14 protein-coding genes are annotated in these 16,571 nt (G+C 69.5%); all 14 read left to right on the top strand.

Going from position 1 to position 16,571, the window contains the following annotated elements; all coding sequences use genetic code 11:
* Positions 1-19 precede the first annotated feature (19 nt).
* The 14 genes from ACFVXC_RS01665 (at position 20) to ACFVXC_RS01600 (ending at position 16,504) form a co-directional block, all read left to right on the top strand.
* Positions 20-892, top strand: coding sequence for a glycosyltransferase family 2 protein (locus ACFVXC_RS01665; protein ID WP_389901521.1), 873 nt, complete (start codon positions 20-22; stop codon positions 890-892).
* 95 nt (positions 893-987) lie between these two features.
* Positions 988-1,935, top strand: coding sequence for an ABC transporter permease (locus tag ACFVXC_RS01660; protein ID WP_389900455.1), 948 nt, complete (start codon positions 988-990; stop codon positions 1,933-1,935).
* Positions 1,928-2,722 carry an ABC transporter ATP-binding protein gene (locus tag ACFVXC_RS01655; RefSeq protein ID WP_389900454.1) on the top strand — a complete coding sequence of 265 codons (795 nt, stop codon included), beginning with the start codon at positions 1,928-1,930 and terminating at the stop codon, positions 2,720-2,722. Before ACFVXC_RS01660 ends, ACFVXC_RS01655 begins: the two co-directional genes overlap by 8 nt.
* 332 nt (positions 2,723-3,054) lie before the next feature.
* Complete coding sequence (hpnC, locus tag ACFVXC_RS01650; RefSeq protein ID WP_389900452.1) at positions 3,055-3,954, top strand: squalene synthase HpnC; 900 nt, start codon at positions 3,055-3,057, stop codon at positions 3,952-3,954.
* Complete coding sequence (hpnD, locus tag ACFVXC_RS01645) at positions 3,951-4,901, top strand: presqualene diphosphate synthase HpnD (protein WP_389900450.1); 951 nt, start codon at positions 3,951-3,953, stop codon at positions 4,899-4,901. The genes hpnC and hpnD overlap by 4 nt, the downstream gene beginning before the upstream one ends.
* A gap of 109 nt (positions 4,902-5,010) precedes the next feature.
* Positions 5,011-6,423, top strand: coding sequence for a hydroxysqualene dehydroxylase HpnE (hpnE, locus tag ACFVXC_RS01640; protein WP_389900449.1), 1,413 nt, complete (start codon positions 5,011-5,013; stop codon positions 6,421-6,423).
* Complete coding sequence (locus ACFVXC_RS01635) at positions 6,420-7,550, top strand: polyprenyl synthetase family protein (protein WP_389900448.1); 1,131 nt, start codon at positions 6,420-6,422, stop codon at positions 7,548-7,550. The genes hpnE and ACFVXC_RS01635 overlap by 4 nt, the downstream gene beginning before the upstream one ends.
* A gap of 101 nt (positions 7,551-7,651) precedes the next feature.
* Complete coding sequence (gene shc / locus ACFVXC_RS01630; protein WP_389900446.1) at positions 7,652-9,646, top strand: squalene--hopene cyclase; 1,995 nt, start codon at positions 7,652-7,654, stop codon at positions 9,644-9,646.
* Complete coding sequence (locus tag ACFVXC_RS01625; protein WP_389900444.1) at positions 9,646-10,299, top strand: 1-hydroxy-2-methyl-2-butenyl 4-diphosphate reductase; 654 nt, start codon at positions 9,646-9,648, stop codon at positions 10,297-10,299. Before shc ends, ACFVXC_RS01625 begins: the two co-directional genes overlap by 1 nt.
* A 5-nt stretch (positions 10,300-10,304) precedes the next feature.
* A complete protein-coding gene (gene hpnH, locus ACFVXC_RS01620) occupies positions 10,305-11,327 on the top strand; it encodes an adenosyl-hopene transferase HpnH (RefSeq protein ID WP_389900442.1) in 1,023 nt (340 codons plus the stop codon).
* A gap of 4 nt (positions 11,328-11,331) precedes the next feature.
* Positions 11,332-12,498 (top strand): flavodoxin-dependent (E)-4-hydroxy-3-methylbut-2-enyl-diphosphate synthase, encoded by a 1,167-nt coding sequence (ispG, locus tag ACFVXC_RS01615; protein WP_389900440.1) that lies wholly within the window; start codon positions 11,332-11,334, stop codon positions 12,496-12,498.
* A 25-nt stretch (positions 12,499-12,523) separates the two neighbouring features.
* Positions 12,524-14,404, top strand: a complete 1,881-nt coding sequence (dxs, locus tag ACFVXC_RS01610; protein ID WP_389900438.1) for a 1-deoxy-D-xylulose-5-phosphate synthase — start codon at positions 12,524-12,526, stop codon at positions 14,402-14,404.
* Positions 14,401-15,786 carry an aspartate aminotransferase family protein gene (locus ACFVXC_RS01605; protein ID WP_389900436.1) on the top strand — a complete coding sequence of 462 codons (1,386 nt, stop codon included), beginning with the start codon at positions 14,401-14,403 and terminating at the stop codon, positions 15,784-15,786. Before dxs ends, ACFVXC_RS01605 begins: the two co-directional genes overlap by 4 nt.
* Before the next feature lie 76 nt (positions 15,787-15,862).
* The gene (locus ACFVXC_RS01600; RefSeq protein ID WP_389900434.1) at positions 15,863-16,504 is read left to right on the top strand and encodes a helix-turn-helix domain-containing protein; all 642 of its coding nucleotides are present in this window, start codon (positions 15,863-15,865) and stop codon (positions 16,502-16,504) included.
* The last annotated feature ends 67 nt before the right edge of the window (positions 16,505-16,571 follow it).

The raw sequence follows: 16,571 nt of genomic DNA, 5'->3' as shown, positions 1-16,571 counted from the left end.
TGCGGCGGGGGACCGGCCCCTGAAGGTCGGCGCGGTCATCATCACCATGGGCAACAGGCCGCAGGAGCTGCGCGCCCTGCTCGACTCGGTCGCCAAGCAGGACGGCGACCCGGTCGAGGTGGTGGTCGTCGGCAACGGCGCCCCCGTGCCCGACGTCCCCGAAGGCGTACGCACCGTCGAGCTGCCCGAGAACCTCGGCATCCCCGGCGGCCGCAACGTCGGTATCGAGGCGTTCGGCCCGGGCGGCACCGACGTCGACATCCTCCTCTTCCTCGACGACGACGGCCTCCTGGCGAACACGGACACGGCCCAGCTGTGCCGCGAGGCCTTCACCGCCGACCCGAAGCTCGGCATCATCAGCTTCCGCATCGCCGACCCGGAGACCGGGGAGACCCAGCGCCGTCACGTCCCGCGGCTGCGCGCGGCCGACCCGATGCGCTCATCGCGCGTCACGACCTTCCTCGGCGGTGCCAACGCCGTCCGTACGCAGGTCATGGCCGAGGTCGGCGGTCTGCCCGACGAGTTCTTCTACGCCCATGAGGAGACCGACCTCGCCTGGCGTGCGCTGAACGCGGGCTGGATGATCGACTACCGCGCCGACATGGTGCTCTTCCACCCGACGACCGCCCCGTCCCGGCACGCGGTCTACCACCGGATGGTCGCCCGCAACCGCGTCTGGCTCGCCCGCCGCAATCTGCCCGCGCTCCTCGTCCCGGTCTACCTCGGTGTGTGGATGCTCCTGACCCTGGCCAGGCGGCCTTCGGGCCCCGCGCTCAAGGCGTGGTTCGGCGGGTTCAAGGAGGGCTGGACCACGCCCTGTGGACCTCGCAGGCCGATGAGGTGGCGTACGGTGTGGCGCCTGACCCGACTGGGCCGACCTCCTGTCATCTGAGAAGCTCGGGTCTGAGAACATCTGGGCCATACTCCGGTCCCTGGCCCATGCCTACGCCCGACCGGCTGCGCATCTGAAGACGAAAGTTTCCACTCGTGAGTGAGACAACGCATGACGGCGGAGTCGCGGTGACAGCATCCCCGTCGACACCGCCGCCCGATGACGGGCTCTCCCGGGCCGATCTCGCCGCCAAGTACGGTCTGACCGTCAGCGGCGCACGGCCCGGACTTTTCGAGTACGTCCACCAGCTCTGGGGACGGCGCCACTTCATCCTCGCCTTCTCCCAGGCGAAGCTGACCGCCCAGTACAGCCAGGCCAAGCTCGGCCAGCTGTGGCAGGTGGCGACGCCGCTCCTGAACGCCGCGGTCTACTTCTTCATCTTCGGACTGCTGCTCGGCGCGAGGAAGGGCATCGACCACGACATCTACGTGCCGTTCCTGGTCACGGGTGTCTTCGTCTTCACCTTCACGCAGAGCTCCGTGATGGCGGGCGTGCGGGCGATCTCCGGAAACCTCGGCCTGGTCAGGGCGCTGCACTTCCCGCGCGCCTCGTTGCCGATCTCCTTCTCGCTGCAGCAGCTCCAGCAGCTGCTGTTCTCGATGATCGTGCTGGTGCTGATCATGCTGGGCTTCGGGATCTTCCCGACCTGGTCCTGGCTCCTGGTGTTCCCGGCGCTCGCCCTGCAGTTCGTCTTCAACACCGGGCTCGCCCTGATCTTCGCGAGAATGGGCAGCAAGACGCCCGACCTCGCCCAGCTCATGCCGTTCGTGATGCGTACGTGGATGTACGCGTCGGGCGTCATGTTCAGCATCCCCGCGATGCTCGCCGACAAGGAAAGCGTGCCGAGCTGGGTCGGGGAGGTTCTCCAGTGGAACCCCGCAGCCGTCTACATGGACCTGATCCGCTTCGCCATGATCGACGACTACGGCAGCTCGTACCTGCCCGACCACGTGTGGTTCATCGCCGTCGGCTGGGCCATCGTGTTCGGCGCGGTCGGCTTCGTGTACTTCTGGAAGGCTGAGGAGCGGTACGGCCGTGGCTGATGAGAACACCGTCGACAAGGTCGACAGGACGCACATCCCCACCGTCATCGCCGACGAGCTGCACATCGTCTACCGCGTGAACGGCGCGAAGACGGGCAAGGGCAGCGCCACCTCCGCGCTGAGCCGCATGTTCAAGCGCGGCGAGGAGCGCGGTGTACGCAAGGTGCACGCCGTGCGCGGCGTCAGCTTCACCTCCTACCGCGGCGAGGCCATCGGCCTGATCGGCTCGAACGGCTCCGGCAAGTCGACCCTGCTCCGCGCCATCGCGGGCCTGCTCCCCGCCGAGCAGGGCAAGGTCTACACCGACGGCCAGCCCTCGCTGCTCGGCGTCAACGCGGCCCTGATGAACGACCTGACCGGCGAGCGCAACGTCATACTCGGCGGGCTCGCCATGGGCATGACACGTGAGCAGATCAGGGAGCGTTACCAGGACATCGTCGACTTCTCGGGCATCAACGAGAAGGGCGACTTCATCACCCTGCCGATGCGCACCTACTCGTCCGGCATGGCGGCCCGCCTGCGCTTCTCCATCGCGGCCGCCAAGGACCACGACGTACTGATGATCGACGAGGCGCTCGCCACCGGCGACCGGAAGTTCCAGAAGCGCTCCGAGGCCCGTATCCGCGAGCTCCGCAAGGAGGCCGGCACGGTCTTCCTCGTCAGTCACAACAACAAGTCCATCCGTGACACCTGTGACCGCGTGCTCTGGCTCGAACGCGGTGAGCTGCGCATGGACGGGCCGACCGACGAGGTCATCAAGGAGTACGAGAAGTTCACGGGCAAGTAGCCCCGTACGCCCGAACGCGTGAGGGCCCCACCGGAGTCAACCCGGTGGGGCCCTCACGCGTCCTGAGTCTTCGACCGCCCCGGGCGTTCCCTCAAGTCCCGTGGGTCCAGGGAAGATTGATGCCAATCGGTGTGTTGTTGTGATGCGCGGAACACCCCGACGACGCAGGCCGCGTTGTACAACGTAAGCTGTAGCGGTGCTGATTCGCGGCAAGTGGGGCGATATCGCGCGGCGCACCGGCTCATGGCACGGACCGCCTCATGGCGGTTCGGGCGGCGTGTCCGAAATGGGATGTATTGGGTCGGCAGTGTAGAACGGGAGATGTGACGGCAATGGCTATGGATGATCTCCAGCTGCGCGACGCATCCGCCGTCCTCGCGAAGGCCGCGGACGAGAACTTCCCGGTGGCGCCCTTCTTCCTGCCCCGCGCCTGGCGCGACGACCTCATGGCGGTGTACGGCTACGCCCGTCTCGTCGACGACATCGGCGACGGCGACCTGGCCCCCGGCGGCGCCGACGCGCGCCACCTCGGTGTGGACCCCGATGCCGCCGACGACCGGCTCGCCCTCCTGGACGCCTTCGAGGCCGACCTGCACCGGGTCTTCGGGCCCGGCGAGCCCCGCCACCCCCTGATGCGCGCGCTCAAGCCGACCGTGCGCCGCTGCGGCCTCACCCCCGAACCCTTCCTCGGCCTGATCGCGGCCAACCGCCAGGACCAGCTCGTCGCGCGCTACGAGACGTACGACGACCTCCTTGCCTACTGCGAGCTGTCCGCGAACCCCGTGGGCCGTCTCGTCCTCGGCATCACCGGCACCGCGACCCCGGAGCGGATCCGCCGCTCGGACGCGGTGTGCACCGCCCTCCAGATCGTCGAGCACCTGCAGGACGTCGCCGAGGATCTGGGGCGCGACCGTATTTACCTGCCCGCCGATGACATGAAGCGATTTCATGTGCGGGAGCGGGATCTGGCCGCACCGACAGCAGGCGCATCGGTGCGCGCACTGGTTGCATATGAATCAGAACGCGCCCGCTGCCTCCTGAATGAAGGAACCCCCTTGGTGGGTAGCGTCCACGGCAGGCTGAAGGTGCTGCTTGCGGGCTTCGTGGCTGGGGGGAGGGCGGCGGTCCATTCGATCGCCGCCGCCGGATACGACGTACTTCCTGGACCGCCGAAGCCCACCAAGCCGCGTTTGCTGCGTGAGGTGGGAGCGGTTCTGCGAGGAGAGGGGTGAGCCGGACCGTGGAGTCAGGCCCGAACGTGTCCGCGCCGGTGCTCGCCGCATACAGCTACTGCGAGGCCGTGACCGGACAGCAAGCACGCAATTTCGCGTATGGCATCAGGCTGCTCCCGATGCCCGAGCGCCGCGCGATGTCGGCGCTCTACGCCCTCTCGCGGCGTGTGGACGACATCGGTGACGGCGCGCTCGACCCGGAGGTCAAGGCCGACCGTCTGGAGGAGACCCGGGGGCTGCTGGTCCGGATCCGCGAGGGCGAGGTGGACGAGGACGACACGGACCCCGTGGCGGTCGCGCTCGCGCATGCCGCGGCGCGCTTTCCCATCCCGCTCGGCGGTCTCGACGAGCTGATCGACGGCGTCCTGATGGACGTCCGCGGTGAGACGTACGAGACGTGGGAGGACCTCAAGGTCTACTGCCGGTGCGTGGCCGGGGCCATCGGGCGGCTCTCCCTGGGCGTGTTCGGCACGGAGCGGGGGGCGCTCAATGTCGAGCGCGCGCCGGAGTATGCCGACACGCTCGGTCTCGCGCTCCAACTCACCAACATCCTTCGCGACGTTCGCGAGGACGCGGAGAACGGCCGCACCTATCTCCCCGCCGACGACCTCGCCAAATTCGGCTGTTCCGCCGGGTTCTCGGGCTCACAGCCGCCCGCCGGTTCCGACTTCGCCGGTCTTGTGCACTTCGAGGTGCGCAGGGCGCGTGCCCTCTTCGCCGAGGGATACCGACTGCTTCCCATGCTCGACCGGCGCAGCGGGGCCTGTGTCGCTGCCATGGCGGGCATCTACCGACGGCTCCTCGACCGTATCGAGCGGGAGCCGGAGGCGGTCCTGCGTGGCCGTGTCTCGCTGCCGGGGCACGAAAAGGCGTATGTCGCCGTGCGCGGTCTCTCCGGGCTCGACGCGCGCACCATCTCCCGACAGACCGTCCGGAGGCGTACGTGATGGGCATCTACGGCGAATGCGGTGAACGTAGGGCAAGACCCTGCAGCCGTCTGGCAACCCTCCGCTCGGCCCTGGCGTCCCAGACTGCAACAGCCGAGGGGGAGAGTGCATGAGGGACGACGACACGCGTCCGGCTGCGCGGGCCGACGGCAGTGCCGGGCGGGGGGCCGCCGTGGTGGTCGGCGGGGGTCTCGCCGGTATCACCGCGGCGCTCTCCCTTGCCGACGCGGGGCTGCGTGTGACGCTGCTCGAAGGGCGGCCGCGCCTTGGCGGGCTCGCCTTCTCCTTCAAGCGCGGCGAGCTGACCGTCGACAACGGCCAGCACGTCTATCTGCGCTGCTGCACCGCCTACCGCTGGTTCCTCGACCGCGTCGACGGCGCGGCTCTCGCGCCCCTGCAGGAACGTCTCGACGTGCCGGTGCTCGACGCCGACCGCAATCGCCTCGGACGCCTTCGGCGCACCGAACTGCCCGTGCCGCTGCATCTGGCGGCGAGCCTCGCCACGTATCCGCATCTGTCGCTCGCCGAGCGCGCCAACGTGGGGCGCGCCGCGCTCGCCCTGAAGGGACTCGACCCGGCCGATCCCAAGCTCGACGGCCAGGACTTCGGCAGCTGGCTCGCCGCGCACGGTCAGTCCGCGCGCGCCGTCGAGGCCCTGTGGGACCTGGTCGGTGTGGCCACGCTGAACGCCGTCGCGGGGGACTCCTCGCTCGGTCTCGCCGCGATGGTGTTCAAGACCGGGCTGCTCTCGCATCCGGGCGCCGCCGACATCGGCTGGGCACACGTGCCCCTCGGTGACATCCATGACACGCTCGCCCGCAAGGCGCTCGACTCCGCGGGCGTGCGAACCGAACTGAAGACACGAGTCACCTCCATCTCCCGTACGGAGAACGGGGGTTGGAAGGTCGAAGTTCCCGGCGATGAGATCGAGGCGGAGACGGTCGTCCTCGCCGTGCCGCAGCACGAGACGCACGATCTGCTCCCGGACGGTGTCCTCGACGAGCCCGACCGGCTGCTCGACATCGACACCGCCCCGATCCTCAACATCCACGTCGTCTACGACCGCAAGGTGCTCAGGCGCCCCTTCTTCGCGGCCATCGGATCACCGGTGCAGTGGGTCTTCGACCGGACCGAGGCCTCCGGGCTCACCGAGGGCCAGTACCTCGCGCTGTCCCAGTCCGCCGCCCAGGACGAGATCGACGCTCCCGTCGCCGCGCTGCGCGAGCGCTATCTGCCGGAGCTGGAGCGAATGCTGCCCGCCGCGCACGGCGCCGGAGTACGGGACTTCTTCGTGACCCGGGAGCGCACGGCGACGTTCGCCCCGACTCCCGGCGTGGGCCGGCTGCGGCCCGGTGCTCGCACCAAGGCTCCCGGCCTGTACCTCGCCGGGGCGTGGACCGCCACCGGGTGGCCCGCGACCATGGAGAGCGCCGTGCGCAGTGGCATCAGTGCCGCCGGGGCAGCTCTCCTCGCACTCGACCGCCCCCGCGATCACCTCTTCGACGTCGAGGAGGCCGCGTGAAGCCAGCCCTTCTGGGGTCAGGTCCCCAGAAATCCAGCACCGGAACAAGAGGAGAGACTGTGCCGACTGTGCCCTCGGCCGAAACGGCTGCCGACACGGTGGACGTGACCTCACTGCTCGAGCGCGGAAGGACGCTGGCCACCCCGGTGCTGCGGTCCGCCGTGGACCGCCTCGCGCCGCCCATGGACACCGTCGCCGCCTACCACTTCGGCTGGATCGACGCCGAGGGCAACCCTTCGGACGGCGACGGCGGCAAGGCCGTGCGCCCGGCGCTCGCCCTGCTCTCCGCGGAGGCCGCGGGCGCCGCGCCGGAAGTCGGCGTACCCGGAGCTGTCGCCGTCGAGCTGGTGCACAACTTCTCGTTGCTGCACGACGATCTGATGGACGGCGACGAGCAGCGCCGCCACCGCGACACGGTGTGGAAGGTGCACGGCCCGGCCCAGGCCATCCTCGTCGGCGACGCCCTCTTCGCGCTCGCCAACGAGATCCTCCTGGAGATCGGCACCGTCGAGGCGGGCCGCGCCACGCGCCGCCTGACCTCCGCGACCCGCGCCCTGATCGACGGTCAGGCACAGGACATCTCCTACGAGCACCGCGAGCGGGTCACCGTCGAGGAGTGCCTGGAGATGGAGGGCAACAAGACCGGCGCCCTCCTCGCCTGCGCCGTATCCATCGGCGCCGTACTCGGCGGCGCCGACGACCGCACCGCCGACACCCTGGAGAAGTACGGCTACCACCTCGGCCTCGCCTTCCAGGCCGTGGACGATCTGCTCGGCATCTGGGGCGACCCGGAGTCCACAGGGAAGCAGACCTGGAGCGACCTTCGCCAGCGCAAGAAGTCACTGCCGGTCGTCGCCGCGCTCGCCGCGGGCGGGCCCGCTTCCGAGCAGCTCGGCGAGCTGCTCGCGGCCGACGCGAAGAGCAACGACTTCGACAGCTTCTCCGAGGAGGAGTTCGCCGCGCGCGCGGCCCTGATCGAGCAGGCGGGCGGCCGCGAGTGGACCGCCGAAGAGGCCCGGCGCCAGCACACCATCGCCATCGAGGCCCTGGACACCATCGAGATGCCGGAGCGGGTACGGGCACAGCTCGTGGCGCTCGCCGACTTCGTCGTCGTACGGAAGAGATGATCACTATCGAGCGCATATGACTCGCAGTCGCCGGCCGGCGCCCAGCGCGTCGGCCGACGGCGGACCCACAGCAGAGAAGACGACTGCACGAAGGGGAAGCCATGACAGCGACGACCGACGGAAGCACCGGAGCGGTGACGCCCCGCGCACCTTCGGCCAGCCAGCCACTCGACACGACCGCCGCGCCGCCAGGGCCACTTGACGCCGCCGCGCGCGCCATACGGCGCTCCACCGATTTCCTGCTCGCGCAGCAGGACGCCGAAGGCTGGTGGAAGGGCGACCTCGACACGAACGTGACGATGGACGCCGAAGACCTGCTGCTCCGTCAGTTCCTGGGGATCCGGGATGAGGAGACCACCCGCGCCGCCGCGCTCTTCATCCGCGGCGAGCAGCGCGAGGACGGGACCTGGGCCACCTTCTACGGCGGTCCCGGCGAACTCTCCACCACCATCGAGGCGTACGTCGCGCTGCGGCTGGCCGGCGACGCCCCGGGCGATCCGCACATGGCGAGGGCCTCCGCCTGGATCCGCGCCCAGGGCGGCATCGCCGAGAGCCGCGTCTTCACCCGTATCTGGCTCGCCCTGTTCGGCTGGTGGAAGTGGGACGATCTGCCCGAACTCCCGCCGGAGCTCATCTACTTCCCCAAGTGGCTGCCCCTCAACATCTACGACTTCGGATGCTGGGCCCGGCAGACGATCGTGCCGCTCACGGTCGTCTCCGCCCTGCGTCCGGTCCGGCCCGCGCCCTTCCCGCTGGAAGAGCTGCACAGCGATGCGCGCGTACCGAATCCCAGCAAGCCCCTTGCCCGCGTGGGGAGTTGGGACGGCGTCTTCCAGCGGCTCGACAAGGCGTTGCACGTCTACCACAAGGTCGCCCCGCGCAAAGTGCGCAGGGCCGCGATGAACAGCGCCGCTCGCTGGATCATCGAACGGCAGGAGAACGACGGCTGCTGGGGTGGCATCCAGCCGCCCGCCGTCTACTCCGTGATCGCTCTTCACCTGCTCGGCTACGACCTGGAACACCCGGTCCTCAAGGCGGGCCTCGCCTCGCTCGACCGGTTCGCGATCTGGCGCGAGGACGGGTCCCGGATGATCGAGGCGTGCCAGTCGCCGGTCTGGGACACCTGCCTGGCGACCATCGCGCTCGCCGACGCGGGCGTGCCCGCCGACCATCCGCAGCTCGTCAAGGCGGCCGACTGGATGCTCGGCGAGGAGATCGCGCGGCCCGGCGACTGGTCCGTACGCAGACCGGGGCTCGCCCCGGGCGGCTGGGCGTTCGAGTTCCACAACGACAACTACCCCGACATCGACGACACCGCCGAGGTCATCCTGGCCCTGCGCCGCGTCGACCACCCGGACCGCCCGCGCATGGAGAACGCGATCTCCCGCGGGGTGCGCTGGAACCTGGGCATGCAGTCCAAGAACGGCGCCTGGGCCGCCTTCGACGCCGACAACACGAGCCCGTTCCCCAACCGGCTGCCGTTCTGCGACTTCGGAGAGGTCATCGACCCGCCGTCGGCCGACGTCACCGGGCACGTCGTCGAGATGCTCGCCATCGAGGGCAAGGCGCACGACCCGCGCACCCGGCGCGGCATCGAGTGGCTGCTCGCCGAACAGGAGGCGGACGGTTCGTGGTTCGGCCGCTGGGGCGTCAACTACGTATACGGGACAGGGTCCGTGGTGCCCGCGCTCACCGCGGCGGGCCTGCCGGGCTCGCACCCCGCGCTGCGCCGCGCCGTCGACTGGCTGGAGTCGGTACAGAACGACGACGGGGGCTGGGGCGAGGACCTGCGCTCCTACCGGTACGAGGAGTGGCGGGGCCACGGGGTCTCCACCGCGTCGCAGACCGCCTGGGCGCTGCTCGCGCTGCTCGCGGCGGGCGAGGAGGAGTCCAAGGCCGTGGAGCGGGGCATCACCTGGCTCGCCGAGGCACAGCGGGACGACGGCTCCTGGGACGAGCCGTACTTCACCGGCACCGGCTTCCCCTGGGACTTCTCCATCAACTACCACCTCTACCGGCAGGTGTTCCCGCTCACCGCGCTCGGCCGGTACGTGAACGGGGAGCCGTTCGCGGGCCTCACCGTCAAGGGGGGTTGATGGACCGGACCCCGGCCGCTCAGAGCCCCGCACCGCTCCTGATCGCCTGCGCCCTCGGCATCGAGCACCTCGCCCTGCGCACGGGCGACCGCGGGGGCGCGCGGCGCGGGCGGGTCACCGTGCTCCGTACGGGCATGGGCCCCAAGAACGCCGAGCGCGCCGTCACCGGGGCCCTCGGCAGGGAACAGCTGCGCCACGCCGCCGTCGTGGCCACCGGTTTCTGCGCCGGACTCGCCCCCGGCATGCACCCCGGCGATCTGGTCGTCGCCGACCAGACTCGCGACGCACACGGCCACACGCCCTGCGTCGGTACGGAACTGCTGGTCAAGGAGCTGGTGCGGGCCGTGCCCGGGCGCACCGTGCACACCGGCCCGCTGACCGGCTCCGACCACGTCGTCCGCGGACACGAACGCGCCGCCCTGCTCGCCACGGGCGCGATCGCGGTGGACATGGAGTCCGCCGCGACGCTGCACAGCGCGCTGCGGGCGGGAGCCCGGCCGGTTGCCGCCGTCCGGGTGGTCGTGGACGCCCCACAGCACGAACTCGTCCGCATCGGCACGGTACGCGGTGGAATATCGGCTTTCCGCGTCCTTCGTGCCGTGCTTCCCGCATTTTTCGAATGGCACCGTTCTTCTTTGCTCCCCCGGAGGTGAGCCAGATGGCCATGCCGCTGCGCCAGACCGTCAAGGTCGCGACGTATCTCTTTGAACAGAAGCTCCGCAAGCGTGAGAAGTTTCCGCTGATCGTCGAGTTGGAACCGCTCTTCGCGTGCAACCTCGCGTGCGAGGGATGCGGAAAGATCCAGCACCCGGCCGGAGTGCTCAAACAGCGTATGCCGGTGGCCCAGGCCGTGGGCGCCGTGCTCGAATCCGGTGCGCCGATGGTGTCCATCGCCGGTGGCGAACCACTGATGCACCCTCACATGGACGAGATCGTCCGGCAGTTGGTGGCGAAGAGGAAGTACGTCTTCCTCTGCACCAATGCCATGCTGCTGCGCAAGAAGCTGGAGAAGTTCACCCCTTCCCCGTACTTCGCGTTCGCCGTGCACATCGACGGCATGCGGGAGCGGCACGACGAATCCGTCGCGAAGGAGGGCGTGTTCGACGAGGCGGTGGAGGCCATCAAGGCAGCCAAGAAGGCCGGTTTCCGGGTGACCACCAACTCCACCTTCTTCAGCAACGACACACCGCAGAACATCATCGAGGTCCTCAACTTCCTCAACGACGAGCTGGAAGTCGACGAGATGATGCTGTCGCCCGCCTATGCCTACGAGAAGGCGCCGGACCAGGAGCACTTCCTGGGCGTCGACCAGACCCGCGAGCTCTTCAAGAAGGCCTTCGCGGGCGGCAACAGGCGGCGCTGGCGCCTGAATCACTCGCCGCTGTTCCTCGACTTCCTGGAGGGCAAGGCGGACTTCCCGTGCACCGCGTGGGCGATCCCGAACTACTCGCTCTTCGGCTGGCAGCGTCCCTGCTATCTGATGAGCGACGGGTACGTCCCCACGTACAAGGAACTCATCGAGGAGACCGACTGGAGCAAGTACGGCCGCGGCAAGGACCCGCGGTGCGCCAACTGCATGGCGCACTGCGGCTACGAGCCGACCGCCGTCCTCGCCACCATGGGCTCCCTCAAGGAGTCCATCCGCGCCGCCCGTGAGACGGTCTCCGGAAACCGCGGGTGACGTCATGACCCCTGGAACGCCCGTCGCACTGGGCCTTCCTGAGCTGCCGGCCCGGCCGATCGCCGAGCGTCGCCTCACGCGGCGCATCGAGGTCGGGCCGGTGGCCGTGGGGGGCGGCGCACCGGTGTCGGTGCAGTCGATGACCACGACGCGTACGTCCGATATCGGGGCGACGCTGCAGCAGATCGCGGAGTTGACCGCGTCCGGCTGCCAGATCGTGCGGGTCGCCTGTCCTACGCAGGATGACGCGGACGCGCTTGCCACGATCGCGCGGAAGTCGCAGATCCCGGTGATCGCGGACATTCACTTCCAGCCGAAGTACGTCTTCGCGGCGATCGACGCCGGTTGTGCCGCGGTGCGGGTGAACCCGGGCAACATCAAGCAGTTCGACGACAAGGTCAAGGAGATCGCGCGGGCCGCGAACGACGCGGGCACCCCGATCCGGATCGGGGTCAACGCGGGTTCCCTGGACGCGCGTCTTCTTCAGAAGTACGGCAAGGCCACCCCGGAGGCGCTGGTCGAGTCGGCGCTCTGGGAGGCGTCGCTCTTCGAGGAGCACGGTTTCCGTGACATCAAGATCTCGGTCAAGCACAACGACCCGGTGGTCATGGTCAACGCCTACCGCCAGCTCGCCGCGGCCAGTGACTATCCGCTGCACCTCGGTGTGACGGAGGCGGGTCCGGCCTTCCAGGGCACGATCAAGTCGGCGGTGGCCTTCGGTGCGCTGCTCTCCGAGGGCATCGGCGACACGATCCGGGTCTCGCTCTCGGCTCCGCCGGTCGAGGAGATCAAGGTCGGCCTCCAGATCCTGGAGTCCCTCAACCTCAAGCCGCGCCGTTTGGAGATCGTCTCGTGCCCGTCCTGCGGGCGGGCCCAGGTGGACGTCTACAAGCTGGCCGAAGAGGTGACCGCGGGCCTGGACGGCATGGAGGTGCCGCTGCGTGTCGCGGTCATGGGGTGTGTCGTGAACGGGCCCGGTGAGGCCCGTGAGGCCGACCTGGGTGTCGCGTCCGGCAACGGCAAGGGGCAGATCTTCGTCAAGGGCGAGGTCATCAAGACCGTCCCCGAGTCGAAGATCGTTCAGACCCTCATCGAAGAGGCGATGAAGATCGCCGCACAGATGGAGGACGACGGCGTCACCTCAGGAGTGCCCGACGTCACCGTGAGCTGAGTTCAACCAGAGAGGGGGCCCGAGCATGACCGTTCTGGAAACCATCAAGGGACCGCGGGATCTGAAGGCGCTGACGGAGGCCGAGCTCGACGAACTGGCGGAGGAGGTGCGGGAGTTCCTGGTGCACGCGGTGGCCAGAACCGGGGGCCACCTCGGCCCCAATCTGGGGGTGGTGGAACTCTCCATCGCCCTCCACCGGGTCTTCGAGTCTCCGGTCGACCGCATCGTGTGGGACACCGGCCATCAGAGCTATGTACACAAACTCCTGACCGGCCGTCAGGACTTCTCCAAGCTGCGCGGCAAGGGCGGCCTCTCCGGCTATCCCTCGCGCGCGGAGTCCGAGCACGACATCGTCGAGAACAGTCACGCGTCGACCGCGCTCGGCTGGGCCGACGGCCTGGCCAAGGCGCGCGAGGTCCTGGGGGAGCGTGGGCACGTCGTCGCCGTCATCGGTGACGGCGCACTGACCGGCGGCATGGCGTGGGAGGCGCTCAACAACATCGCCGCCGCGAGGAACCGCCCACTGATCATCGTCGTCAACGACAACGAACGTTCGTACGCGCCCACCATCGGCGGCCTCGCCAACCACCTCGCCACGCTGCGCACCACCGACAGCTACGAGCAGGTGCTTGCCTGGGGCAAGGACATACTCCAGCGCACACCCGTCGTCGGGCACACGCTGTACGAGTCCCTGCACGGCGCCAAGAAGGGGTTCAAGGACGCCTTCGCGCCGCAGGGCATGTTCGAGGACCTCGGGCTCAAATACGTCGGGCCGATCGACGGGCACGACACCGGAGCCGTCGAGTCGGCACTGCGACGCGCGAAACGCTTCCACGGCCCCGTCATCGTCCACTGCCTCACCGAGAAGGGACGCGGCTACGAGCCCGCGCTCGCCGACGAGGCCGACCGTTTCCACACGGTCGGCGTGATGGACCCGCTGACCTGCGAGCCCCTCGCACCGTCCAACGGGCCTTCCTGGACCTCGGTGTTCGGCGACGAGATCGTACGTATCGGGGCCGAGCGGCAGGACGTGGTCGCGATCACCGCGGCCATGCCGGGTCCGGTCGGCCTGACCAAGTTCGCCGAGGCCTACCCCGACCGCGTGTGGGACGTCGGGATCGCGGAACAGCACGCCACGGTCTCGGCGGCCGGGCTCGCGACAGGCGGACTGCACCCCGTCTTCGCCGTCTACGCCACTTTCCTCAACCGGGCCTTCGACCAGCTCCTGATGGACGTCGCGCTGCACGAGTGCGGAGTCACCTTCGTCCTCGACCGGGCCGGGATCACCGGCGTCGACGGAGCCTCGCACAACGGCATGTGGGACATGTCCATCCTCCAGGTCGTACCGGGGCTGCGGATCGCCGCGCCGCGCGACGCCGACCAACTGCGCACGCAGCTGCGGGAGGCCGTCGCCGTGGACGACGCGCCGACGCTCCTTCGCTTCCCCAAGGAGTCGGTGGGACCCGCGATACCCGCGGTGGACCGGATCGGCGGTATGGACGTACTGAGCCAGGACCCCGACGCGGACGTGCTGCTTGTGGCGGTCGGTGTGATGGCGCCCGTCTGCCTGCAGGCCGCCGATCTGCTGCGGGAGCGGGGGCTCGGCGTCACCGTGGTGGACCCGCGCTGGGTCAAGCCGGTCGACGCCGAACTGCCCGCCCTCGCCGCAGGGCACCGTGTCGTGGGGGTCGTCGAGGACAACAGCAGGGCGGCCGGGGTCGGCGCGGCGGTCGCCCTCGCGCTCGGCGATGCCGAAGTCGACGTACCCATAAGGCGGTTCGGCATCCCCGAGCAGTTCCTCGCGCACGCCAAGCGGGGCGAGGTGCTCGCGGACCTCGGGCTCACCCCGGTCGAGATCGCGGGGCGGATCAGCGCCACTCTGGCAGCCAAGGAGCACGGAGCATGACCAAGGAGTTCGACCTCGGCAGACTCCTCGCCGAGCGTGGCGCCGAGCGCTACGAACTGCACGCGCGGCATCTGAACCACCAGCTGCCGCGCATGCTGCAGACCATCGGCTTCGACAAGGTCTACGAGCGGGCCGAGGGCGCGTACTTCTGGGACGCGGACGGCAACGACTACCTCGACATGCTCGCGGGCTTCGGGGTGATGGGCCTCGGCCGCCACCACCCCGTCGTACGCAAGGCGCTGCACGACGTCCTTGACGCCTCGCTCGCCGACCTGACGCGCTTCGACTGCCAGCCCCTGCCCGGTCTGCTCGCCGAGAAGCTGCTGACCAAAAGCCCGCACCTGGACCGGGTGTTCTTCGGCAACAGCGGCACGGAGGCCGTCGAGACCGCGCTGAAGTTCGCCCGGTACGCGACGGGCAGACCGAGGGTGCTGTACTGCACGCACGCCTTCCACGGTCTGACGACCGGTTCGCTCTCGGTCAACGGCGAGTCGGGATTCCGGGACGGGTTCGCGCCGCTGCTCCCCGACACGGCCCTCCCGCTCGGCGATCTGGACGCCCTGCGGGGGGAGTTGAAGAAGGGCGACGTGGCCGGGCTCATCCTGGAGCCCATCCAGGGCAAGGGTGTGCACGAGACGCCGCCCGGCTATCTGCGCGCCGCCCAGGAGCTGCTCCATCAGCACAAGGCGCTGCTCATCGCCGACGAGGTGCAGACCGGGCTCGGCAGGACCGGCGAGTTCTACGCCTATCAGCACGAGGAGGGCGTCGAGCCGGACCTGGTGTGCGTCGCGAAGGCGCTGTCGGGCGGCTATGTACCGGTGGGCGCGACCCTCGGCAAGGACTGGATCTTCAAGAAGGTCTTCTCGTCCATGGACCGGGTCCTCGTGCACTCGGCGAGTTTCGGGTCCAACGCGCAGGCCATGGCCGCCGGGCTCGCGGTCCTGTCCGTGATGGACGACGAGAAGACAGTCGAGAACGCGCGCGTGACCGGGGAGCTCCTGAAGTCCCGGCTCGGCGCGCTCGTCGACCGCTATGAGCTGCTGAGCGAGGTGCGCGGCCGGGGCCTGATGGTCGGCATCGAGTTCGGGCGCCCCAAGTCGCTGAAGCTGCGCAGCCGTTGGACGATGCTTCAGGCGGCGCGCAAGGGACTCTTCGCGCAGATGGTGGTCGTGCCGCTGCTGCAGAAGCACCGCATCCTCACCCAGGTATCCGGCGACCATCTGGAGGTCATCAAGCTGATCCCGCCGCTGACCGTCGGGGAGAAGGAGGTCGACCGGTTCGTGGAGGCCTTCACCGCGGTGATGGACGAGGCGCACAGCGGGGGCGGCCTTATGTGGGACTTCGGGAAGACGCTGGTGAAGCAGGCGGTCGCCAACCGCTGAGACGCGAGGGACGTACGGCCTTTGCCTCTGAGGCAAGAAATTTGCCTCGGGGGCAAGATGCTGGCTCAATCAGGGTATGAGCACCGCCGAGCCCCAACCGGTCGACCCACAGGACGCGGAGGCCCTGCCGGCCGTCGCCCCGCAACTGCGTGAGCTGCGGCGCCGTGCCGCGCTGACGCTGGAGGCCGCGGCCCGCGCCGCCGGACTCTCGCCCGCCCACCTCTCCCGACTGGAGACCGGGCGGCGCCAGCCGTCCCTGCCCCTGCTGCTCGCACTCGCCCGCACCTACGGTACGACGGTGTCGGAGCTGCTCGGCGAGCTGCCCGCCGACCGGGACGCGATCGTCCGCGCCGTGGACATGGAGCCGACACGGGCGGGTGGCTGGACCTACTGGCAGGCGGGCGCGCAAGGCCGGGGCATGCAGGCGCTGCGGGTGCACGTGCCGCACGGGGCGCAGGGCGACATCGTGCGCGTCCACCCCGGAGAGGAGTGGCTGTACGTCCTGACGGGGCGCCTGCGACTGCGGCTCGGCGACACCACGTACACGCTCGAACCCGGCGACAGCGCGCACTTCGACTCGCTGACCCCGCACCGGATCGCCGCCGCCGACCACCTCGGCGCCGACCTTCTCTTCGTCCACACCCTGCTGCAGAGTCCCGCCACCGCGCTGTGCCTCGGCGGGACCTCGCACAGCCCCACCACGGGAGACCCGCGATGACGGAACCTGAAGCGCAGCAGCCCGACCGGACGGACCGCGCGGCCGTGCCCGCCAAGAAGAAGATGTC

Source organism: Streptomyces sp. NPDC058257 (genome assembly GCF_042881845.1).
Taxonomy (GTDB): Bacteria; Actinomycetota; Actinomycetes; order Streptomycetales; family Streptomycetaceae; genus Streptomyces.
The sequence above is the reverse complement of the archived record's forward strand: the minus strand, read 5'-3'. Positions and strand labels throughout refer to the sequence as shown.

What these genes read in the sequence shown, in the direction of transcription:
- hpnC (WP_389900452.1), top strand. Translation starts at nt 3,055, where the DNA reads ATGGCTATGGATGATCTCCAGCTGCGCGACGCATCCGCCGTCCTCGCG.
- hpnE (WP_389900449.1), top strand. Translation starts at nt 5,011, where the DNA reads ATGAGGGACGACGACACGCGTCCGGCTGCGCGGGCCGACGGCAGTGCC.
- shc (WP_389900446.1), top strand. Translation starts at nt 7,652, where the DNA reads ATGACAGCGACGACCGACGGAAGCACCGGAGCGGTGACGCCCCGCGCA.
- ACFVXC_RS01625 (WP_389900444.1), top strand. Translation starts at nt 9,646, where the DNA reads ATGGACCGGACCCCGGCCGCTCAGAGCCCCGCACCGCTCCTGATCGCC.
- hpnH (WP_389900442.1), top strand. Translation starts at nt 10,305, where the DNA reads ATGGCCATGCCGCTGCGCCAGACCGTCAAGGTCGCGACGTATCTCTTT.
- ispG (WP_389900440.1), top strand. Translation starts at nt 11,332, where the DNA reads ATGACCCCTGGAACGCCCGTCGCACTGGGCCTTCCTGAGCTGCCGGCC.
- dxs (WP_389900438.1), top strand. Translation starts at nt 12,524, where the DNA reads ATGACCGTTCTGGAAACCATCAAGGGACCGCGGGATCTGAAGGCGCTG.
- ACFVXC_RS01605 (WP_389900436.1), top strand. Translation starts at nt 14,401, where the DNA reads ATGACCAAGGAGTTCGACCTCGGCAGACTCCTCGCCGAGCGTGGCGCC.
- ACFVXC_RS01600 (WP_389900434.1), top strand. Translation starts at nt 15,863, where the DNA reads ATGAGCACCGCCGAGCCCCAACCGGTCGACCCACAGGACGCGGAGGCC.